Origin of the sequence: Pseudomonas asturiensis, from assembly GCF_900143095.1 — a bacterium.
GTDB classification, from domain to species: domain Bacteria; phylum Pseudomonadota; class Gammaproteobacteria; order Pseudomonadales; family Pseudomonadaceae; genus Aquipseudomonas; species Aquipseudomonas asturiensis.
In genome coordinates this window covers 140,996-162,392 of the sequence record NZ_FRDA01000010.1, presented here as the reverse complement: position 1 = coordinate 162,392, position 21,397 = coordinate 140,996, and the positions used below count along the sequence as shown (strand labels likewise).

The following is a 21,397-nucleotide window of genomic DNA, read 5'->3' as shown; positions in this document are numbered from 1 at the left end:
CGTGGCCGATGACGAGTCTGCCCGAGACGCCCTCGATACGCCGAGGGCGACTGCGCGACGATAAATATCCTGAAACATGCTGCCCACAGCTCGATAGATATCTATCGCGTCGCTGTTTTTCGCGCTGATAAATTGTTAGCGTCCTGTTAGCAAACACCGACAGACGTACGGTTCAGGACAACACTCAAAATGGACTTTGTTTAATTTAAATGGATTTAAATCATGATCGACTCTACCTATGTTGACTACATTCGCGACGACCTGAACAGGATGGCGGCCGACCAGTTGTCCAAAGGCCTGCTTTCCCCGGAAGGCGCAGACCTGATTCACCATGTCGTCAATGCCCCGACGGCCTCCGATGACGATGGCATCACCATCGGCCGGTTTGTCATGCCACTTCATGGCGGTGTCAATCTCATCCGTCTTTTCGTGATTCGTGGCCCGGAAGGTCAGTACATTCTTTATGTACCTGAGCAACCGGCTGCTCCGACTGATCGAATCTTCCATGAAAACCATGACTGGACGCGTACCGGTTACGTACTGGGCGAGTTCCTGGGCAAGCCTGGCGGGCTGGAATACATGATGAATCTGGTGCAGGAAGATCAACGCCAACATGTTGCCGATTACTTCGAGGAAATCACTCGCCTGCCTTCTTCGTGGATCAAGGAAGCGCTGGTGTTCCAACCGGTCACAGGCGAAACCTATCTGCATCAGATTCAGGCCATCGTGAATCGTTGATTGCTGGCAGTTACGCCTGATACACAACAGGCATACGTCGCCGACAGGGCCCTGTCGGCGACTTTTTCATGCCTGTAAATCCTGACACGGGTCCAAGACTCAGCATTCCGGCATCCGGCCCGCGGCGCCTGTCCCTGCCGATACGTCCTCCTGAAAGATCACGCTTCGCCCTTGCGCCACAAGGCAAGCGTTTCCTCCGCCCTCCATCGGTGTAGAATCGCGCTATTCATCGCCAGTCATCCCCCGGCGGGTTTATGAGCTCAGGCCGAGTACACGGTGATCCCGTGGTTTTCGGTTTCTTCGCTGCATCCGGTCACTGCCGAATGCGAGCGACGTCAATAGAAGCTCACTCCCTTCCTGATCAGCCTTATTTTGCCGGAGTGCTCCAATGCCTGATTACCGCTCGAAAACGTCCACCCACGGCCGCAACATGGCCGGCGCCCGTGCCCTTTGGCGCGCCACGGGCATGAAGGACGAAGATTTCAAGAAACCGATCATCGCCATCGCCAACTCGTTCACCCAGTTCGTACCGGGCCACGTTCACCTGAAAGACATGGGTCAGCTGGTGGCACGCGAAGTCGAACGCGCCGGCGGTGTGGCCAAGGAATTCAACACCATTGCGGTGGATGACGGCATCGCCATGGGCCATGACGGCATGCTGTATTCGCTGCCGAGCCGCGAGATCATCGCCGATTCCGTGGAATACATGGTCAACGCCCACTGCGCCGACGCCATCGTCTGCATCTCCAACTGCGACAAGATCACCCCCGGCATGCTGATGGCCTCATTGCGCCTCAACATCCCGGTGATCTTCGTGTCCGGCGGGCCGATGGAAGCGGGCAAGACCAAGCTGGCCAGTCACGGGCTGGATCTGGTCGATGCCATGGTGATCGCCGCCGACTCCACAGCCAGCGATGAAAAAGTCGCCGAGTACGAGCGCAGCGCTTGCCCGACATGCGGTTCGTGCTCGGGCATGTTCACCGCCAACTCGATGAACTGCCTGACCGAAGCGCTGGGCCTGGCCTTGCCGGGCAATGGCTCGGCACTCGCCACTCACAGTGACCGTGAACAACTGTTCCTGCAGGCGGGCCGTACCATTGTCGACCTGTGCCGACAGTACTACACCCACAACGATGACTCGGTGCTGCCGCGCAACATCGCCAACTTCAAGGCGTTCGAGAACGCCATGACGCTGGACATCGCCATGGGCGGCTCGACCAACACCATCCTGCACTTGCTGGCCGCAGCGCAGGAAGCCGAGATCGACTTCGACCTGCGTCACATCGATCGCCTGTCCCGCAAGGTGCCACAGCTCTGCAAGGTCGCCCCGAACATCCAGAAGTACCACATGGAAGACGTGCATCGCGCAGGCGGCATCTTCAGCATCCTAGGCGAGCTGGCTCGCGGCGGCCTGCTGCACACCGATCTGCCGACCGTGCACAGCAAGACCCTGGCCGAGGGCATTGCCAAGTGGGACATCACCCAGACCACCGATGAAGCGGTTCACACCTTCTTCAAGGCAGGCCCTGCCGGCATCCCGACGCAGACCGCGTTCAGCCAGTCGACCCGCTGGGACAGCCTGGATGACGACCGTGAAAACGGCTGCATCCGCAGCGTCGAACACGCCTACTCACAGGAAGGCGGTCTGGCCGTGCTCTACGGCAACATCGCGCTGGATGGTTGTGTGGTGAAAACCGCAGGTGTCGACGAGTCGATCCATGTCTTTGAAGGCAACGCCAAGATCTTCGAAAGCCAGGACAGCGCCGTGCGCGGGATCCTTGCTGACGAAGTGAAGGCTGGCGACATCGTGATCATCCGCTACGAAGGCCCGAAAGGCGGTCCGGGCATGCAGGAAATGCTCTACCCGACGTCGTACCTGAAATCCAAAGGCCTGGGCAAAGACTGTGCGCTGCTCACCGACGGGCGTTTCTCGGGCGGCACCTCGGGCCTGTCCATCGGCCACGCGTCGCCTGAAGCGGCGGCTGGTGGCGCAATCGGTCTGGTGCGCGATGGCGACAAAGTGCTGATCGATATCCCGAACCGCTCTATCAACCTGATGATCGACGACGCGGAACTGGCTGAGCGCCGTGCCGAGCAGGATAAAAAAGGCTGGAAGCCGGTCGAAGTACGTCCGCGCAAAGTCACCACCGCCCTCAAGGCCTACGCCCTGCTGGCGACCAGCGCCGACAAGGGCGCCGTGCGTGACAAGGCACTGCTGGACAAGCTGGTGCCATAAAGCAGCGTCGCTTACGCAAAAAGCCCGGCAGAGATGCCGGGCTTTTTGTTGGGCGTGTGTGCCATCAAGCGCGGACGCAGAGCGCAGCCGCGATCACATTCGACTCACTGAATTTCGTCCGGTTTGACGATGACCCAGTTCTTGTCGGCTGTCACCGGCAAACCTTCCTTGGCCTGAGCCTCGGCATTTTTGGTCATCATGCCGTTGAGCTGGGTCATGTACTTGTCCTTGCGGTTGATCCACAAGTGCACGCCGCCTTTGCTGACGTCAACGCTGTGGAACAGCATGTAGCCATCGCTCGTCGGCGTGTCGCCGCCAACCAGTACCGGTTTTTTCCACTGATCGATATAAGTCAGGATCGCCGCCTGCTTGCCAGCCATCCAGGTGGCCGGGGTCCACAGGTACGGGGTCAGTTCCAGGCCCATGTTGCTTTTCGCATCATATTTGCCTGCCGTGATCTGTTTGCGCGCAGTGGTCAGCTCACCGGTTTTTTTATCCTTGAGCAGCAGCGATACACCAATCACGTTCTCCGGTTTGACGTTGTAGCCGTACTTGGGATCAGAGGCGACCATGCGCACCAGCTCTTCGGATGCAGCGGTCATCACATAGACATCGATGCCGTTTTCCATCAGCTTTTTGTACAACTCGGTTTGCCCGGTGAACACGCGTGGCGGCTCGACGTTGAGTTGCTTGACGGTATCGCCATCGTAGTAGGTGGCCGGAATCGGTTTGCCGAGCGCCATCAGCTCGTCTACGTAGCCTTTGAGTTCCTGCAGGGTGAAGCCGGAAAACACCTGAGCGACCCATGGGTAGCAGACCATGTCGTCCAGCTCACAGAGGCGATAGTAATAACTGAACAGGCTTTCCTTGTGCTCGGCGGTGTCTTTGAACGGGATCAGCTTCAGCGACGGGTCGAGCTTCTCGCGGGTAATCAGGCCTTTGTTTTCCATGTAAGGCAGCAGCGACTCTTCGAGGTCGAAGCGGTAGCTGGTGTTGTCCATGTCAAAGACGGCATAGTTGCCCTTGTTGGCGTTGGCCGCGATCATCGCATCGAGTGCTTTCGCGGCAGGCTCGGGCCAGTGCTTCAATTCAGTGGCGGCGAAAGCCTGGCCGGCAAGCCCGACGCAGAGCGCAGCAATCAGCATTTTTGGCGCGAGTTTCATAGACGAAGTCCCCTTCTTGAAAATTTGAAGGGTCAGACCGTAACAAAATATTGTGAACACAAAAGTGCGTCAGCGACCTTTGAGGCGTTAGAAGACGTCACTTGCCCCACTGATCACGACAGCAAAACCAAAAACGACACTTTTGTGACATTTTGTTTGCTGTCGTCCCATACCTCAAAAATCAAACCCGCTCCCACACCTCGAAGGCGTAGGCAGGCTTGTCTTCAACAGCGGCATTTTCAGTATTGGAAACCAGCTTCCACTGCGCCGTATCGAACTCGGGAAACCAGGCATCGCCCTCCGGGCTCAGCGCCACGCGGGTCAGATAAAGGCGATCGGCCTGATCCAGGCCTTGCGCGTACAACTGCGCGCCACCAATCAGCATGATTTCACCCACGCCTTGCTCGTGCGCCCATTCCTCGGCACGTTTCACCGCAGCGTCGAGTGAAGAGAACACCTCGGCTCCTTCAAGCTGAAGGTCCGCCTGGCGACTGACCACCAGGTTCAGGCGACCGGGCAATGGCCGCCCCAAGGAATCCCAGGTCTTGCGGCCCATGATGATCGGCTTGCCAAGGGTGGTTGCCTTGAAGTATTTGAAGTCCCCCGGCAAATGCCAGGGCATGGAATTGTCGACGCCGATCACTCGGTTTTCACCAAGGGCGGCAATCAGGCTGAGGGAGAGATGAGTCGTCATGGTGCGAGGATATCAGAGCGCGCCCGGCAAGCCACTGAACTGTTACGCGTCGTGCTCAGTCCCATGACAGCGGTTATGCTCACCGCTGAATTCATTGAAGAGACGCCGTGTGACTGCGCTGACACCACTCGATACCCTTTGGCTGACCGAAGCTGTGCGCCTGCGCGAACGACAGGCCGGCACGCTGGACGACCAGGAAGCCAACCGCCGCGCCCGCGCTGCCGAGGGCGACCTCACGACCCGCATCACCCATCGCGCCTTGTGGCTCGCGGAGCGCGACGGAATGGTTACCGCGCTGCATCACTGGAAACAGGGTGCGCGACTGGCACTGATGGCGCTGGCGGTATTGGCCATCATGAGTGGCACGGGGCTGGCCTTCGCCGCGATGGGCGACGGGCAGACGCCTGTGAATGTGTTCTGGGCGCTGGGCAGTCTGCTCGGGCTGAACCTCATCCTGCTGATCAGTTGGGCGATGGGCCTGGTCTTTGCCGGACGCCATAACAGTGGGCTAGGTCGTCTCTGGCTGTGGCTGAGTGAAAAGCTCGCCCGCGACGCCCAGGCCGCACAACTGGCACCTGCGTTGATCCTGCTGTTACAGCGCAAACGCCTGAATCGCTGGGCGCTGGGTCTTATGGTCAACAGCCTGTGGCTGATCGCCCTGCTCAGCGCATTGATTGTGCTGTTGATGCTGATGTCGACGCGGCGTTATGGCTTTGTCTGGGAAACCACCATCCTGAGCAGCGACACCTTCGTCAACCTGACCCAGACCTTGAGCACGATTCCGTCCTGGCTGGGCTTCAGCGTGCCGGACGAAGCCATGATCCGCGCCAGCGGCAACGGCGCACTGAGCCTCGAAAACGCCCGTCAGGCCTGGGCTGCCTGGCTGGTCGGCGTGCTGCTGGTCTATGGCATCCTGCCGCGCCTGCTGCTGGCCGCGCTTTGTCTGTGGCGCTGGAAGCGTGGCAAGGCTGCATTGCAACTGGATCTCGAACTGCCCGACTACCTCGAACTGCGCGAGCGACTGATGCCCAGCAGCGAGCGCCTGGGCGTCAGCGACGCGGAGCCGGCGTTGATGCATCAGGTGCAGCGCGAGGCAGGGACCACCCAAAGTGACGGCGCCTTGCTGGTGGCCATCGAGCTGGATGATCAACACGTCTGGCCGCCGCATCTGCCCGCTGGCGTGGCCAACGCAGGCGTGCTGGACAGCCGCGAATCCCGACACAGACTGCTGGAACAACTGACTCAATACCCGCCCGCACGCCTGCTGATTGCCTGCGATCCGCGCCGCTCGCCTGACCGTGGCAGTCTTGCGCTGATCGCCGAGCTGGCCCGCTGCGCAGGCGCGACCCGCGTCTGGCTGTTGCCTGCGCCTGCCGGACAGGCTCTGGACCCCGAACGTCTGGACGACTGGCACGTTGCACTGGATCAACTGCAATTGCCATGGGCAGACAGCACGCCCATGAGCTGGCTGGAGACAGGCCATGAGTGAAGCGCACACACCCGCAGCCATCAAGCTGGCAGTGGTCGGACACACCAACGTGGGCAAGACCTCGTTGCTGCGAACCCTGACAGGCGACGTCAGCTTCGGCGAAGTCTCCCATCGGCCCAGCACTACACGGCATGTCGAGGGTGCCCGCCTGTCGGTGGACGGCCAGGCCACCGTCGAGCTGTACGACACGCCTGGCCTGGAGGACGCCATTGCCCTCCTCGACTATCTGGAACGTCTGGATCGCCCCGGCGAACGGCTGGACGGTCCGGCGCGCCTGACGCGCTTTCTGGAAGGCAGCGAGGCGCGACAACGCTTCGAGCAAGAAGCCAAGGTCCTGCGACAGTTGCTCGATTCAAATGCAGGTCTGTATGTGATCGATGCCCGCGAACCGGTGTTGTCCAAATACCGCGACGAGCTGGCGGTGCTGGCCAGTTGTGGCAAACCCCTGCTGCCGGTCCTCAACTTCGTCAGTGCGCAGCAGCATCGCGAACCGGAATGGCGCGAAGCGCTCTCGCGCCTCGGCCTCCATGCGCTGGTGCGTTTCGACAGCGTCGCGCCGCCGGAAGACGGCGGGCGTCGTCTTTATGAAAGCCTGGCGCTCATGCTTGAAAGTGCGCGACCGCAGCTGGAACGCCTGATTCAGGACCAGGAAAAGCAGCGCCAGGCCAAGCGCCACAGCGCAACACGCCTTATCGCTGAAATGCTGATCGATTGCGCGGCCTGCCGGCGCAGCGTCGAGACGATACCGGATCAAGAGAAACAGGCGATAGACGCACTGCGTCAGGCAGTTCGTCAGCGCGAACAACAGTGCGTCGAGGCGCTGCTCAAGCTGCATGCGTTTCGCAAGGATGACGTGACCGCCAGCGATTTGCCGTTGATGGATGGCCGCTGGGGCGACGACCTGTTCAACCCCGAAACCCTCAAACTGATGGGCGTGCGCGTCGGTGGTGGTGTGGCGGCAGGTGCTGCGGCCGGAGCTGGCGTCGACCTGATGGTCGGCGGTGTCACCCTCGGCGCCGCTGCGCTGGTGGGCGCGATTGCCGGCGGCGCCCTGCTGACCGCGCGCAGCTATGGCGGACGCCTGCTCGGCAAACTCAAAGGGCATCGGGAACTGACCGTCGACGACGCCGTGCTGCGCCTGCTGGCATTGCGTCAAAGCCAGTTGCTGGTTGCGCTGGGTGTCAGAGGTCATGCGGCGATCAACAGCATCGAATTGACCACTCCGCAAGACAAGACCTGGCGCAAGGGCAAGCTGCCAGAGCCCCTGTCACGCTCCCGCGCCCACCCGCAATGGTCGTCGCTCAATCCCCGTGCGCGGTTGAATCAGGCCGAAAGGCAGGAGGCGATTGATGAGTTGGCGGGGGTGATTTTGCGGGAGTGAGGCCCTGCATTACATTGCCTTGCAGCAAACTCATCACAGTGGGAGTGAGCGTGCTCACGAAGAGGCCGGTCCATCCGCTGAAATAGAGGCGTGCGAACGGTGGCTTTCGCGAGCAAGCTCGCTCCCACAAAGTGTTGAACGTGTACACACGGGACTGTGAGAGGCGGCTTGCCAGCGATGGCGTCAGTTCAGCAACCATAAAAAAACCCGCATCTCTGCGGGTTTTTTATTACCTCAAGGAATCAACCCTTGAACACGTCATCCACGCTGGTCAGCGGGTAGTGTTTCGGATACGGCAGGGTGGCCACGCCGCTTTCAATGGCGGCCTTGGCGACTGCGTCGGCGATCAGGCCCAACAGGCGAGTGTCCATTGGTTTCGGGATGATGTACTCACGACCGAATTCCAGTTTGATACCGCCGTAGGCGTCGCACACTTCCTGAGGAACAGGCAGCTTGGCCAGTTCGCGCAGGGCGTTGGCTGCAGCGATTTTCATTTCTTCGTTGATGCGCTTGGCGCGAACGTCCAGAGCACCACGGAAGATGAACGGGAAGCCCAGCACGTTGTTGACCTGGTTCGGGTAGTCCGAACGGCCAGTGGCCATGATCACGTCGCTGCGAGTGGCGTGAGCCAGTTCCGGGGAGATTTCCGGATCAGGGTTCGAACAGGCGAACACGATCGGATCCTTGGCCATCAGATTCAGGTTTTCCGGGCTCAGCAGGTTCGGGCCGGACAGACCCACGAACACGTCAGCGCCATCCAGCGCATCGGTCAGGGTGCGCTTGTCGGTTGCGTGTGCAAAGACAGCCTTGTACTGGTTCAGGTCGGTACGGCCGGAATGGATCACGCCGGTGCGGTCGACCATGAAGATGTTCTCGATCTTCGCGCCCATGCTCACCAGCAGCTTCATGCAGGAGATGGCGGCAGCGCCCGCGCCCAGGCAGACGATCTTCGCGGAATCGAGGGACTTGCCGACGATTTCCAGGGCGTTGATCATGCCGGCCGCGGTCACGATAGCGGTACCGTGCTGGTCATCGTGGAAAACCGGGATGTCGCACTGTTCGATCAGCGCTTTCTCGATTTCAAAGCACTCAGGTGCCTTGATGTCTTCCAGGTTGATACCACCGAAGGTGATGGAGATACGCTTTACGGTATCGATGAAAGCCTGCGGGCTTTCCGAATCGACTTCGATATCGAACACGTCGATACCGGCGAAACGCTTGAACAGAACCCCTTTACCTTCCATGACAGGCTTGGAAGCCAATGGGCCCAGATCGCCGAGGCCGAGGATCGCGGTGCCATCGGAAATAACTGCTACCAGGTTGCCTTTGCCGGTGTACTTGTAAGCCAGCTCAGGGTCGCGGGCGATTTCACGCACGGGTTCAGCAACGCCAGGGCTGTAGGCCAGAGCCAGGTCACGAGCGGTTGCAGTCGGCTTGGTGAGTTCTACGCTCAGCTTCCCTGGACGAGGGTTGGCGTGGTACTCGAGCGCGGCAGTTTTCAAATCTGACATGTATTGGATTCCGCTTTTTTTACTGTGGGACAGACGGACCGCCGAGGATACGCAAGATGCATAGTCCTAACAAGACTGGCCAGTCACTGCTGTCAAGGGGCGAGAAGTTAGACTTTCCGCTAAGGCACTCGGAACACAAAAAGCCGAACCGCTCGTCGAAAGGCCTGTAATTGCAGGCGATGCCTAGAGATTGAGCATGGCCGGGTGGGTCAGCGGCATCAGCCAGCGAGCCTGTCCTGACTGTAGACCACCGCGCCGGGAGCGGTCCACCACCCAGCCTCGTGCTTCAACATGTCGCCCCTTTAGACGCTCAAGTCTGGCGACATCGAAGGCAGGCAGCAGATCAGGCGCAATACGCAAAACCATTGAACCGTCGAGTTCGAGCCAGACGCCGCCGCGGTTACGGTGAACGCTCTTCACCTGCCCGGACACCACGGCAAAGCCGCCCTTGTCGATCTGAGCGGACGATTGCACAGGCGAGTTGCGCCACAGCCCCACTTTGTTCTGGCGCGCCTGCCGCTCGGCGCTCTGCTGGCAGTCGACCAGCGCCGTATTGGGCATAATGACGACCAGATAACCAAGCCCTTCGCTGAGCAACTGCGCTTCAAGGTTGGTGCCGTCGCGGCCGTAGACATTGGCCAGCGTACGACCGTAACGGTCCTTGGGCTGCTGGCCGACCTGCAGGCGGACCTGACCTGCGCTCTCTTTCACCAAGGCTTGCAGGCGTCGCTTGCCCGCCTCGGCAAACGGCTCGGCGGACTGGCCGAGCTTGCCGGTTTCAGGCGTATTGAGCCCGATCATCCGCACACTGCGGCCGTCGTCCAGGCGCAGCGTGTCGCCATCCACCACGCGCTGCACCTGTACGACGGGCAGGCCGTCCGGCGCAGGACAGAACGCGTGCGCGCTGGACAGCCAAATCGCGGACATAAAAAAGACGCCCACAAGGGGCGTCTTTTCAAGCAGCCTGGACATGCCCATAAGGCAACCAGTCTTACTTCGCTTTGGTTGCGCCGAACGCACCGAAACGGGATTTGAACTTGTCGACACGGCCGCCGATGTCAAGCGTCTTCTGCTTGCCAGTGTAGAACGGGTGGCACTCGTTGCACACGTCGAGGCTCAGAGGAGCGGCGAGCGTGGAACGGGTCTTGATGACATTGCCGCAGCTGCAGGTAGCGTCAATGGCTTCGTAAACTGGATGGATATCAGCTTTCATCGGTACTTCCTCGGTCTAGCGTGCCGCCACCCAACACTATTGTTGAATACCGCACGGAAATAGGCCGTGGATAGTACCAGACAATCGAAACGACGCAAGCGAACCTTTGCACCGGTCGTCTGCTAAGATCGCCCATCGCCCACGACCGCCACAGGGAAACACCGCGTGCCCAACGCCATCCTGCGCCTTGCCCTGCCCTCGCCGCTGCGCCGCCTGTTCGATTACCGCGCGCCCGCAGGTGTGCTACGCAGTGATCTGCAGCCCGGCATGCGCCTGCGCGTGCCCTTCGGGCGGCGGGAAATGATCGGTATTCTGGTCGAGGTCGTGGACCACAGCGAAGTACCTGCCGACAAGTTGAAACCTGCGATTGCGCTGCTGGACAGTCAGGCGCCGCTGCCGCCTTCACTCTTCAAGCTGTGCCTGTGGACGTCCCAGTACTATCAGCACAGCCTGGGCGACACCCTGAGCTGGGCCTTGCCGGTGCTGCTGCGTCAGGGAGAACTGGCTGAAACCCGTCAGGAGCGTTTCTGGCATGTTTCTCCGGGGGCCAGCGTCGACGACTCGCGCATCGCCCGTGCGCCCAAACAGCGCGAAGCCTTGACCACCCTTGCCCAGCATCCGCATGGCGTGGCGCATCAGTTGCTCAGCAAGCTGATGCTCAACAAAGACAGCCTCAACCTGCTGCTGGCCAAGGAGCTGGTGTACGTCGAAGTACGCAGCCACGCGCCCAGCGCCCGGCATGAACACTGGCTGGCCCAGCCGGAACTGCCACTCAACACCGAGCAGCGCGCCGCCTATGAAGCCATCCGCGCCGGGTTCGACAGCTTTCATGCGTTTCTGCTGGCGGGGGTGACGGGCAGCGGCAAGACCGAGGTCTATCTGCAGTTGATCCGCGAAACCCTCGAAGCGGGCAAGCAGGCGCTGGTGCTGATCCCGGAAATCAACCTCGGGCCGCAGACCCTGGCGCGCTTCGAGCAACGCTTCAATGCGCGCATTGCGCTGGTGCATTCGGCCGTCAACGACCGCGAGCGACTGGACGCCTGGCTGGCAGCACGCGATGGCGAAGCCGACATTATTATCGGCACTCGCTCGGCCCTGTTCACGCCCATGAAGAACCCGGGGCTGATCATCATCGACGAAGAACACGACGGCTCCTATAAACAGCAGGAAGGCCTGCGTTATCACGCCCGCGATCTGGCGCTGGTGCGCGCCCGCCAGGAAAACATCCCGATTGTGCTCGGCTCGGCCACCCCTTCGCTGGAAAGCCTGCACAACGCCTACACCGGTCGTTACGGCCTGCTGCGCCTGAATCAACGGGCGGGAGGCGCGCAACAACCGCGCTTTCTGCGACTGGATGTGAAGAGTCGTCCGCTGGACAGCGGCATTTCCGGCCCAATGCAACAAGCCATTGGTCAAACGCTCGCGGCAGGCCAGCAAGTGCTGGTGTTCCTCAACCGACGCGGTTTCGCACCGACCCTGCTTTGCCACGATTGCGGCTGGATGTCCGGCTGCCAGCGCTGCGATGCACGCATGACAGTGCATCAGCGCTCGGGCGAATTACGCTGTCACCACTGCGGGTACGTTGAAAGAGTGCCGCGCCAGTGTCCATCGTGCGGCAAGGTCGACCTGCGGCCGGTCGGCGCAGGCACCGAGCGCGCGGAAGAAAGACTGGCGATTCTGTTCCCGGATTACCCGGTGCTGCGAGTCGATCGCGACAGCACCTCGCGCAAGGACGCGATGAATCAGCTGTTCGCGACCATCCAGCGCGGCCAGCCATGCATTCTGGTCGGCACGCAGATGCTCGCCAAGGGGCATCACTTCCCGCGCGTGACGCTGGTGTCGATTCTGGATGCCGACGGCGGGCTGTTCTCAGGCGATTTCCGCGCCAGCGAGCGCATGGCACAACTGATCGTCCAGGTCGCCGGGCGCGCAGGCCGGGCCGAGGAGCCGGGCCGGGTGATCATCCAGACGCACCTGGCCGACCATCCCTTGTTGATCCAGCTCACCGAACAGGGCTATTTCGCCTTCGCCGAACAAGCCCTGAGTGAACGTCGCTCCGCCGGCCTGCCGCCGTTCTCGCACCTGGCATTGCTGCGCGCCGAAGCCCACAAGCCAGGGCAGGCTGAAGCGTTTCTCGATCAGGCCTGCAGCGAAGCCGAACATTTGCTGACTGAAATGAGCCTGGGCGGCATCGAGCTGCTCGGCCCGGTGCCCGCACCAATGGAACGCCGCGCCGGACGGTATCGGGCGCAATTGCTGTTGCAGTCCAGCGCCCGAGCGCCGCTGCATAAACTGTTGAGCAACTGGCTGATCGCTCTTGAGCAGATGCCCAGTGGCAGGCAGGTCAGGTGGTCGCTGGACGTGGACCCGGTGGATTTATACTGAGCTATCCATGTGAATAAATACGCTTTCGTGGGAGGCGGCTTGCCGGCGATACGATCATTCAGGCGACCTTTCAGTGACTGAACCCCGCGATCGCTGACAAGCCGCCTGCCACATTGCCTCCACAGTTATGGGCCTGAAAACCAACACGGTTGGCAACACGGCCTGAGCAACGGATAATGCGGAGTTTTTCCACCCGCGCTTCCATGCGCCACCGCGCTTGCGGTCGAAGAGAGCCTCATGAAAGACACCATTCGCCAGCTGATCCAACAAGCCCTGACCCGTCTCGTCACCGAGGGCGTCTTGCCAGAAGGACTGACGCCGGCGATCCAGGTAGAGAACGCTCGCGACAAGACCCATGGCGATTTCGCCAGCAACATTGCGATGATGCTCGCCAAGCCCGCCGGGATGAAGCCGCGTGACCTGGCTGAAAAACTGATTGCCGCACTGCCCGCCGACGAGCAGGTCAGCAAGGTGGAAATCGCAGGCCCCGGCTTTCTGAATTTCTTCCAGAACACTCAGGCCCTGGCAGCGCGCCTGGATGCAGCCCTCGCCGATCCGCAGCTTTCGGTGCGCAAGGCAGGCCCGGCCCAGCGTGTGGTGGTCGACCTGTCGGCACCGAACCTGGCCAAGGAAATGCACGTAGGCCATCTGCGCTCGACGATCATTGGTGATGGCGTGGCCAATGTCCTCGGCTTTCTGGGCGACACGGTCATTCGCCAGAACCACGTCGGCGACTGGGGCACGCAGTTCGGCATGCTGCTGGCTTATCTGCAGGAAAAACCGGCGACCAGCGACGAGCTGTCGGACCTGGAAAACTTTTACCGTGCGGCGAAACAGCGTTTCGACGAGTCTGAAGAGTTCGCCGAGCGCGCTCGCGGGCTGGTGGTCAAATTGCAGGGCGGCGATGCCGAGTGCCTGGCACTGTGGAAACGCTTCAACGAGATCTCGCTGTCGCACTGCCAGAAGACCTACGAGCGTCTCAACGTCAACCTGACACCGGCCGATGTCATGGGCGAAAGCGCCTACAACGACGACCTGGCCAACGTCGTCAGCGACCTGAAGGCTGCCGGGCTGCTGGTAGAGAGCAATGGCGCGCTGTGCGTGTTCCTCGAAGAGTTCCGCACCGCCGAAGACACGCCGCTGCCGGTCATCGTGCAGAAGGCCGGTGGTGGCTACCTGTATGCGACCACCGACCTGGCCGCCATTCGTTACCGCAGCAAGGTGCTCAAGGCTGATCGTGCGCTGTATTTCGTCGATCAGCGCCAGGCGCTGCACTTCCAGCAAGTGTTCGAAGTGGCGCGTCGTGCAGGCTTCGTACATGAAGGCATGCAACTGGAGCACATGGGTTTCGGCACCATGAACGGCGCCGACGGCCGTCCGTTCAAGACCCGCGACGGCGGCACGGTCAAGCTGATCGACCTGCTCGACGAAGCCGAAGAGCGCGCCTACACGCTGGTGAAAGAAAAGAATCCAGAGGTGGCCGAAGCCGAACTGCGCAGCATCGCCAAGGCCGTGGGCATCAGCGCGGTGAAGTACGCCGACCTGTCCAAGCACCGCACCAGCGACTACAGCTTCAATTTCGATCAGATGCTGAGCTTCGAAGGCAACACCGCGCCGTACCTGCTGTACGCCTACACCCGTGTATCCGGGGTGTTCCGCAAGCTGGGTACGCCGTTCGACGCCAGCAAGGGCCAGATCGTGCTGCAAGCGACGCAGGAGCAGGAACTGGCTGCGCGTCTGGCGCAATTCGCCGAAACCCTGAACAACGTCGCAGAAAAAGGCACGCCTCACGTACTCTGTGCTTACCTGTACGACCTTGCGGGTCTGTTTTCGAGTTTCTACGAAAACTGCCCGATCCTCGGTGCCGAAAGTCCCGATCAGCAACAGAGCCGCCTGCGTCTCGCCGCTCTGACCGGTCGCACCCTCAAGCAAGGCCTGGATCTGTTGGGTCTGGAAACTCTGGAGCGTATGTAAGTTGGCAGTTGCGAAGAAGAAACCGGCTCCCAAGCGCGGCGCCAGCCGTTATCAGGCACCCGCGAAGAAGCCGATTCCAGGCTGGTTGTGGCTGGCAATTGGCTTGACCGTAGGGGCGTTCGTCGTCTTTCTGATGAAGCTTGAGCCGGGCGGCGAAGACGTCAAGCGGGTCAAGGCCGACGTCAAGGCTGCGAAGATCGCCGAAGCGAACAAGACGCCACCAAGCCCGACGGCGCCGGTCAAGCCCAAGTACGACTTCTACACGCTGCTGCCGGAATCGGAAGTGATCGTGCCGAACGAGGCGGTGCCGGAGAAGACGCCACCTGCGGTCGCGCCGATTGCCCCGGTTTCGCCGGAACAGGCCGCCAAGATCGACACCGCACGCGCTCAGGCCGCCCTCAGCGGCCTGACCCCGCCGCCGCAGCCTCCGGTCGCTACGACCAAGCCGGCAGCGGTGACGACGTTCTTCCTGCAAGCGGGTTCGTTCCGCAAACAGGCTGATGCGGAGAAGGTGCGTGCGCAAATCATCCTGCTGGGCCAGACGGCGACCGTGGAGTCGGGCACTGTGAAGGACGAGACCTGGTACCGCGTACTGGTCGGCCCGTTCAGCAACCGCGAGCAACTGACCACGGCCCAGAAGCAACTGGCGGGCGGCGGATTTAGTAACCTCTTGTTGCAACAACGCCAGAGCCGGTAAGGCGTTGATCGTGTCCATGCGCCGCGTTCATCGTCATACCTAAACCTTGCTGCAACATCCCGTGGGAGCGGACTTGTCCGCGAAAGCCATGGTTCAGACGACCCTGCTTCAGCGGATGTGCCGGCCTCTTCGTGAGCAAGCTCACTCCCACCAGGACTGTGGGAGGCGGCATGCATTCAGTCAGAGACCTCGATGATCGTTCCCGCGCGCCCGTGTGGTAACGCCGCCCGGGACGCTCCGCGCCCGCTCTCGAATGTGACGCAGAGCGTCACGGGATGCATGCCCACGCGCAGTGGAACGATCACACCCGTCGGCCTGACACCATTCAGACGGCCATTCACCGCCAACGGTTGAAATACCCGCCCCCACCCCCATATGAGTCTGCATCAGGGCATTTTCGCCCCGCTGCGTGGAGACTCTCCCCTTGACCACCATCGTTTCAGTGCGCCGTCACGGCAAAGTCGTCATGGCTGGCGACGGCCAGGTTTCCCTGGGCAACACCGTCATGAAAGGCAACGCCAAGAAAGTGCGTCGCCTGTACCACGGCGAAGTGATTGCCGGATTTGCCGGTGCCACCGCCGATGCGTTCACGCTGTTCGAGCGCTTTGAAGGCCAACTGGAAAAACACCAGGGCCATCTGGTGCGGGCCGCCGTCGAACTGGCCAAGGACTGGCGTACCGACCGCTCGCTGAGCCGTCTGGAGGCCATGTTGGCCGTCGCCAACAAGGATGCCTCGCTGATCATCACCGGCAACGGCGATGTCGTCGAACCGGAAGACGGTTTGATCGCGATGGGTTCCGGTGGCGCATTCGCCCAGGCCGCAGCACGCGCCCTGCTGCTCAAGACCGATCTGTCGGCACGCGAAATCGCGGAAACCTCCCTGCACATCGCAGGCGACATTTGCGTGTTCACCAACCACAACATCACTATTGAGGAGCAGGACCTCGCCGAATAAGCCACTGCTGGCTTGTTTGCGCTAGAGGACCGTCAATCATTATGTCCATGACTCCCCGCGAAATCGTCCACGAACTCAACCGCCATATCATCGGCCAGGACGATGCCAAGCGCGCCGTCGCGATTGCCCTGCGCAACCGCTGGCGCCGCATGCAGCTGCCTGAAGAGCTGCGCGTCGAAGTGACGCCCAAGAACATTCTGATGATCGGCCCGACCGGTGTCGGCAAAACCGAAATCGCCCGTCGTCTGGCCAAACTCGCCAACGCGCCGTTCATCAAGGTCGAAGCGACCAAATTCACTGAAGTCGGCTATGTCGGCCGCGATGTCGAGTCGATCATCCGTGACCTGGCCGACGCCGCGATCAAGCTGCTGCGCGAACAGGAAATCGTCAAGGTGCGTCATCGTGCCGAAGACGCCGCCGAAGACCGCATCCTCGACGCCCTGCTGCCTCCGGCACGCGTCGGCTTCAACGAAGATCCAGTGCAGACCAACGATTCCAATACCCGTCAGCTGTTCCGCAAGCGCCTGCGCGAGGGTCAGCTGGATGACAAGGAAATCGAGATCGAGATCAACGAGGCCGTGGGCGTCGATATCTCCGCGCCGCCCGGCATGGAAGAGATGACCAACCAGCTTCAGAGCCTGTTTGCCAACATGGGCAAGGGCAAGAAGAAAAACCGCAAGCTCAAGGTCAAGGAAGCGCTCAAGCTGGTGCGTGAAGAGGAAGCCGGCCGCCTGGTCAACGACGAAGAGTTGAAGGTCAAGGCGCTGGAAGCCGTCGAGCAACACGGCATCGTGTTCATCGACGAGATCGACAAGGTCGCCAAGCGCGGCAATTCCGGTGGCGTGGACGTGTCCCGTGAAGGCGTTCAGCGCGACCTGCTGCCGCTGATCGAAGGCTGCACGGTCAACACCAAGCTGGGCATGGTCAAGACTGACCATATCCTGTTCATCGCTTCGGGCGCGTTCCACCTGAGCAAGCCAAGTGATCTGGTGCCTGAGCTTCAGGGCCGTCTGCCGATCCGTGTCGAACTCAAGGCGCTGTCGCCACAGGACTTCGAGCGCATTCTCAGCGAGCCGCATGCGTCGCTCACCGAGCAATACTGCGCGCTGCTCAAGACCGAAGGCCTGAATATCGAATTTCAGCCCGATGGCATCAAGCGTCTCGCGGAAATCGCCTGGCAGGTCAACGAGAAGACCGAGAACATCGGTGCCCGTCGTCTGCACACGCTGCTTGAGCGCCTGCTCGAAGAAGTGTCGTTCAGCGCAGGCGACCTGGCCACCAGCCCGGACGCAGCGCCCATCGCCATTGATGCCGACTACGTCAACAGTCACCTGGGCGAACTGGCCAAGGACGAAGACCTGTCGCGCTATATTCTGTAAACCTGCCAGACGCCTCGGGAGCGCCGCCAAGGCGCTCCCGAGGACGATCAATGGCTCGACAGCCCATCGAACCGGACCCCATGACCCCGATCCCTACCGCCATCAAGCTGCACAAAGCCTCCAGAACCCTGACACTCACGTACGCGTCGGGCGAGGAATATCATCTGCCCGCCGAACTGCTGCGGGTGCATTCTCCGTCGGCTGAAGTTCAGGGCCACGGCAACCCTGTCCTGCAGTACGGCAAGCTGAACGTGGGCCTGACGAAAGTGGAACCGGCCGGGCAATACGCGCTGAAACTGACCTTTGACGATGGTCACGACAGCGGGCTGTTCACCTGGGACTACCTGTACCAACTGGCCGTGCGTCAGGAGTCGCTCTGGGCCGATTATCTTCAGGAACTGGAAAAAGCCGGCAAGTCCCGCGATCCTTCCGAGCACGTCGTCAAACTGCTGCTCTGACCTGCATAACCCCGCCCCAGCCGCTCTGGCACGCCTGCGTCGTTTTAGGACGCGCTTTCTAATCGAATTTGTTTCAATGGTCCGCGCAGCGGCCAATGACTGACGCTGCTTGCGATTTTTGCAAATCTCGCGTAACCAATGGCACTGGCAGTTCCTCTGCATCGAACGATGCACATACGCGGTATGCAAGGAGTGGTGACACGAAGCGCAGTGGTTAAGCTGCGTTCGCGGTAGCCTGCATGAAAAACGGGGAATGGGTCGCCAAGCCATCTTAGGTCACACGAGCAGTAGTACCGGCTATTCGCCTGTGTCGCTGGTTCACAGGGAAGAAGTGGCGGTACTCGTCTCAGGACAACGGAGCGTCGTAGATGAGTAACACGAAAGACGATGATTTGCAGCGCCAGGCCTCTGAAAACACCTTGAATCTCAATCCGGTGGTGGGCTTGCGCCGCAAGGATTTATTGAGCACCGCGCGCATGGTCTTGCGCCAGGCGATCAAGCAACCGATCCACAGCCTCAAACATGTCGCTCACCTGGGTGTTGAACTCAAGAATGTGGTGTTCGGCAAATCCGCCCTGCAACCCTCCCCGGATGATCGACGCTTTGCCGATCCGGCCTGGAGCCAGAACCCCCTTTACCGTCGCTACCTGCAGACTTACCTGGCCTGGCGCAAGGAGCTGCACGACTGGATCGGCAGCAGCAACCTGACGCCGCAGGACATCAGCCGTGCTCACTTTGTGATCAACCTGATGACCGAAGCCATGTCACCCACCAACTCGGCCGCCAACCCCGCCGCTGTAAAGCGCTTCTTTGAAACGGGTGGCAAAAGCCTGCTGGACGGTCTGTCACACCTCGCCAAGGACCTGGTGCACAACGGCGGCATGCCGAGCCAGGTCAACATGGATGCCTTCGAGGTGGGCAAAAGCCTGGGCACCACCGAAGGCGCTGTGGTGTTTCGCAATGACGTGCTGGAACTGATCCAGTACAAGCCGATCACCGAGCAGGTCCACGAGAAGCCGTTGCTGGTGATTCCGCCGCAGATCAACAAGTTCTATGTGTTCGACCTGAGCCCGGAAAAGAGCCTGGCGCGCTTCTGCCTGCGCAGTAATGTGCAGACCTTCATCATCAGTTGGCGCAACCCGACCAAGGCACAGCGCGAGTGGGGGCTGTCGACCTACATCGAGGCGCTCAAGGAAGCCGTTGACGTCGTACTGGCGATCACCGGCAGCAAGGACCTCAACGTGCTGGGCGCCTGCTCGGGCGGTATTACCTGCACCGCGTTGCTGGGCCACTATGCAGCGCTTGGCGAGCAGAAGATCAACGCCATGACCCTGCTGGTCAGTGTACTGGACACCACGCTGGACACGGACGTCGCGCTGTTCGTCGATGAGCAGACCCTGGAGACAGCCAAACGCCATTCGTATCAGGCAGGCGTACTCGAAGGTCGGGACATGGCCAAGGTCTTCGCCTGGATGCGGCCCAACGACCTGATCTGGAATTACTGGGTCAACAACTACCTGCTCGGCAACGAACCGCCGGTCTTCGACATTCTGTTCTGGAACAACGACACCACGCGTCTGCCCGCAGCCTTTCACGGCGACCTGATCGAGATGTTCAAGAACAACCCGCTGATCCGGCCCAACGCGCTGGAAGTCTGTGGCACGCCCATCGATCTGAAGCAGGTCACCACCGACGTGTTCTGCCTGGCAGGCACCAACGATCACATCACCCCGTGGGCCTCGTGCTACAAGTCTGCCCGGCTGTTTGGCGGCAAGACCGAGTTCGTGCTGTCCAGCAGCGGGCACATTCAGAGCATTCTCAACCCGCCGGGCAACCCCAAGTCGCGCTACATGACCAACTCCGAGCTGCCGCCGACTGCAGACGAATGGCAGGAGAATGGCACCAAGCACACCGACTCGTGGTGGCTGCACTGGCAGACCTGGCAAACCGACCGGTCGGGCAAGCTCAAGAAGGCGCCCACCACCCTTGGCAACAAGACGTTCCCGGCAGGCGAGGCATCGCCCGGCACCTACGTTCACGAACGCTAGACTCAAGGAAGAAGGCACGCTGCCGTTCACTATGGAAGTGACCGGCAGCGCTCGTTAGGCGAATGACAGACGTACGATCTGGTCGAAACGCAGGACAGCTTTCCCAGCGGTTTAACCAACAGGGCTTCGCGCATGCCTCAACCGTTTGTATTTCGCTCCATCGACCTGGACGGTCATACCATTCGCACCGCCGTGCGACCTGGCAAGAGTCATTTGACGCCGCTGCTGATCTTCAACGGCATCGGCGCCAACCTCGAACTGGTGTTTCCGTTCGTCGACGCATTGGACCCGGACCTGGAAGTCATTGCGTTCGATGTGCCGGGGGTCGGCGGCTCGTCGACGCCCAAACGGCCCTATCGCTTTCCCGGTCTGGCCAAGCTCGCCGCGCGCATGCTCGATTATCTGGATTACGGACAGGTGAACGCGATTGGCGTGTCATGGGGCGGCGCGCTGGCCCAGCAGTTCGCCCACGACTACCCCGAGCGCTGTAAAAAGCTGGTGCTGGCTGCAACAGCGGCAGGCATGGCAATGGTGCCGGGCAAGCCGCGGGTGCTGTGGTTGATGGCGAGTCCACGCCGGTATATCCAGCCGTCCCATGTGATTCGTATCGCCCCGGAAATTTACGGCGGTGCGTTTCGGCGTGATCCTTACCTGGCCGCCAACCACGCAGCCAAGGTCCGCTCGTCCGGCAAGCTGGGCTACTACTGGCAGCTGTTTGCGGGCATGGGCTGGACCAGCATCCACTGGCTGCACAAGATCCATCAACCGACACTGGTCCTGGCCGGTGACGACGACCCATTGATCCCGCTGGTAAATATGCGCCTGCTGGCTTGGCGGATACCCAATGCCCAGCTACACATAATCGATGACGGACATTTGTTTCTGATCACTCGAGCCGAAGCCGTGGCCCCCATCATCATGAGTTTTCTACAGCAGGAACGACAACGCGCGGTCATGCACCCGCAACCTGCACCTCCCAGAGCGCGCTGAAGCCGTCCGTCATGGTCGAAGGCACTGGAACGCTTCGCGAACAAAAATGCTTCACCGACTGCGCCAGAGACAGGAGTGTCGAACCG

General features: G+C 60.9%; 17 protein-coding genes. 12 read left to right on the top strand and 5 right to left on the bottom strand.

The window, feature by feature from the left end; genetic code table 11:
- The first annotated feature begins 222 nt into the window (after positions 1 to 222).
- Positions 223 to 738 carry a dermonecrotic toxin domain-containing protein gene (locus BUB69_RS18290; protein WP_073169192.1) on the top strand — a complete coding sequence of 172 codons (516 nt, stop codon included), beginning with the start codon at positions 223 to 225 and terminating at the stop codon, positions 736 to 738.
- A 388-nt stretch (positions 739 to 1,126) separates the two neighbouring features.
- Positions 1,127 to 2,974 carry a dihydroxy-acid dehydratase gene (ilvD, locus tag BUB69_RS18285; protein ID WP_073169190.1) on the top strand — a complete coding sequence of 616 codons (1,848 nt, stop codon included), beginning with the start codon at positions 1,127 to 1,129 and terminating at the stop codon, positions 2,972 to 2,974.
- Positions 2,975 to 3,078: 104 nt separating this feature from the next.
- On the opposite strand, the gene BUB69_RS18280 is transcribed toward ilvD, so the two are convergent.
- The gene (locus BUB69_RS18280) at positions 3,079 to 4,137 is read right to left on the bottom strand and encodes an HAD family hydrolase (protein WP_024684723.1); all 1,059 of its coding nucleotides are present in this window, start codon (positions 4,135 to 4,137) and stop codon (positions 3,079 to 3,081) included.
- A gap of 181 nt (positions 4,138 to 4,318) precedes the next feature.
- Complete coding sequence (locus BUB69_RS18275; RefSeq protein ID WP_073169187.1) at positions 4,319 to 4,831, bottom strand: dihydrofolate reductase; 513 nt, start codon at positions 4,829 to 4,831, stop codon at positions 4,319 to 4,321.
- Between the two features lie 109 nt (positions 4,832 to 4,940).
- Here BUB69_RS18275 and BUB69_RS18270 point away from each other — a divergent pair, with 109 nt between their 5' ends.
- Together BUB69_RS18270 and BUB69_RS18265 are read left to right on the top strand one after the other, a co-directional pair.
- Positions 4,941 to 6,320 carry a DUF2868 domain-containing protein gene (locus BUB69_RS18270; protein ID WP_073169186.1) on the top strand — a complete coding sequence of 460 codons (1,380 nt, stop codon included), beginning with the start codon at positions 4,941 to 4,943 and terminating at the stop codon, positions 6,318 to 6,320.
- Positions 6,313 to 7,701, top strand: coding sequence for a GTPase/DUF3482 domain-containing protein (locus BUB69_RS18265; RefSeq protein ID WP_073169184.1), 1,389 nt, complete (start codon positions 6,313 to 6,315; stop codon positions 7,699 to 7,701). The genes BUB69_RS18270 and BUB69_RS18265 overlap by 8 nt, the downstream gene beginning before the upstream one ends.
- Before the next feature lie 242 nt (positions 7,702 to 7,943).
- On the opposite strand, the gene BUB69_RS18260 is transcribed toward BUB69_RS18265, so the two are convergent.
- From BUB69_RS18260 to rpmE, 3 genes are all read right to left on the bottom strand, one after another.
- On the bottom strand, positions 7,944 to 9,212 hold the full coding sequence (locus BUB69_RS18260) for a malic enzyme-like NAD(P)-binding protein (RefSeq protein ID WP_073169182.1): 1,269 nt from the start codon (positions 9,210 to 9,212) through the stop codon (positions 7,944 to 7,946).
- A 183-nt stretch (positions 9,213 to 9,395) separates the two neighbouring features.
- The gene (locus BUB69_RS18255; RefSeq protein WP_073169180.1) at positions 9,396 to 10,190 is read right to left on the bottom strand and encodes a thermonuclease family protein; all 795 of its coding nucleotides are present in this window, start codon (positions 10,188 to 10,190) and stop codon (positions 9,396 to 9,398) included.
- A 13-nt stretch (positions 10,191 to 10,203) separates the two neighbouring features.
- A complete protein-coding gene (rpmE, locus tag BUB69_RS18250; protein WP_024686334.1) occupies positions 10,204 to 10,425 on the bottom strand; it encodes a 50S ribosomal protein L31 in 222 nt (73 codons plus the stop codon).
- A 165-nt stretch (positions 10,426 to 10,590) separates the two neighbouring features.
- Here rpmE and BUB69_RS18245 point away from each other — a divergent pair, with 165 nt between their 5' ends.
- From BUB69_RS18245 to phaZ, 8 genes are all read left to right on the top strand, one after another.
- Positions 10,591 to 12,810 carry a primosomal protein N' gene (locus BUB69_RS18245; RefSeq protein ID WP_073169177.1) on the top strand — a complete coding sequence of 740 codons (2,220 nt, stop codon included), beginning with the start codon at positions 10,591 to 10,593 and terminating at the stop codon, positions 12,808 to 12,810.
- Positions 12,811 to 13,047: 237 nt separating this feature from the next.
- Positions 13,048 to 14,784, top strand: a complete 1,737-nt coding sequence (gene argS, locus BUB69_RS18240) for an arginine--tRNA ligase (protein WP_073169175.1) — start codon at positions 13,048 to 13,050, stop codon at positions 14,782 to 14,784.
- Position 14,785: 1 nt separating this feature from the next.
- A complete protein-coding gene (locus BUB69_RS18235; RefSeq protein ID WP_073169173.1) occupies positions 14,786 to 15,481 on the top strand; it encodes an SPOR domain-containing protein in 696 nt (231 codons plus the stop codon).
- A gap of 424 nt (positions 15,482 to 15,905) precedes the next feature.
- Positions 15,906 to 16,436 (top strand): ATP-dependent protease subunit HslV, encoded by a 531-nt coding sequence (gene hslV, locus BUB69_RS18230; protein WP_004882674.1) that lies wholly within the window; start codon positions 15,906 to 15,908, stop codon positions 16,434 to 16,436.
- Positions 16,437 to 16,477: 41 nt separating this feature from the next.
- Positions 16,478 to 17,815 carry an ATP-dependent protease ATPase subunit HslU gene (hslU, locus tag BUB69_RS18225; protein ID WP_073169171.1) on the top strand — a complete coding sequence of 446 codons (1,338 nt, stop codon included), beginning with the start codon at positions 16,478 to 16,480 and terminating at the stop codon, positions 17,813 to 17,815.
- 80 nt (positions 17,816 to 17,895) lie between these two features.
- The gene (locus BUB69_RS18220; protein WP_073169282.1) at positions 17,896 to 18,273 is read left to right on the top strand and encodes a gamma-butyrobetaine hydroxylase family protein; all 378 of its coding nucleotides are present in this window, start codon (positions 17,896 to 17,898) and stop codon (positions 18,271 to 18,273) included.
- 368 nt (positions 18,274 to 18,641) lie between these two features.
- Positions 18,642 to 20,321 carry a class II poly(R)-hydroxyalkanoic acid synthase gene (gene phaC, locus BUB69_RS18215; protein WP_073169169.1) on the top strand — a complete coding sequence of 560 codons (1,680 nt, stop codon included), beginning with the start codon at positions 18,642 to 18,644 and terminating at the stop codon, positions 20,319 to 20,321.
- A gap of 132 nt (positions 20,322 to 20,453) precedes the next feature.
- Complete coding sequence (gene phaZ / locus BUB69_RS18210; RefSeq protein ID WP_073169166.1) at positions 20,454 to 21,311, top strand: poly(3-hydroxyalkanoate) depolymerase; 858 nt, start codon at positions 20,454 to 20,456, stop codon at positions 21,309 to 21,311.
- Positions 21,312 to 21,397: the final 86 nt, after the last annotated feature.

Coding starts and splice junctions, on each gene's coding strand:
- BUB69_RS18275 (WP_073169187.1), bottom strand. CDS start 4,831: ATGACGACTCATCTCTCCCTCAGCCTGATTGCCGCCCTTGGTGAAAAC.
- BUB69_RS18220 (WP_073169282.1), top strand. CDS start 17,896: ATGACCCCGATCCCTACCGCCATCAAGCTGCACAAAGCCTCCAGAACC.
- hslU (WP_073169171.1), top strand. CDS start 16,478: ATGTCCATGACTCCCCGCGAAATCGTCCACGAACTCAACCGCCATATC.
- BUB69_RS18290 (WP_073169192.1), top strand. CDS start 223: ATGATCGACTCTACCTATGTTGACTACATTCGCGACGACCTGAACAGG.
- BUB69_RS18260 (WP_073169182.1), bottom strand. CDS start 9,212: ATGTCAGATTTGAAAACTGCCGCGCTCGAGTACCACGCCAACCCTCGT.
- BUB69_RS18255 (WP_073169180.1), bottom strand. CDS start 10,190: ATGGGCATGTCCAGGCTGCTTGAAAAGACGCCCCTTGTGGGCGTCTTT.
- phaZ (WP_073169166.1), top strand. CDS start 20,454: ATGCCTCAACCGTTTGTATTTCGCTCCATCGACCTGGACGGTCATACC.
- argS (WP_073169175.1), top strand. CDS start 13,048: ATGAAAGACACCATTCGCCAGCTGATCCAACAAGCCCTGACCCGTCTC.
- ilvD (WP_073169190.1), top strand. CDS start 1,127: ATGCCTGATTACCGCTCGAAAACGTCCACCCACGGCCGCAACATGGCC.
- rpmE (WP_024686334.1), bottom strand. CDS start 10,425: ATGAAAGCTGATATCCATCCAGTTTACGAAGCCATTGACGCTACCTGC.
- BUB69_RS18280 (WP_024684723.1), bottom strand. CDS start 4,137: ATGAAACTCGCGCCAAAAATGCTGATTGCTGCGCTCTGCGTCGGGCTT.
- phaC (WP_073169169.1), top strand. CDS start 18,642: ATGAGTAACACGAAAGACGATGATTTGCAGCGCCAGGCCTCTGAAAAC.
- BUB69_RS18265 (WP_073169184.1), top strand. CDS start 6,313: ATGAGTGAAGCGCACACACCCGCAGCCATCAAGCTGGCAGTGGTCGGA.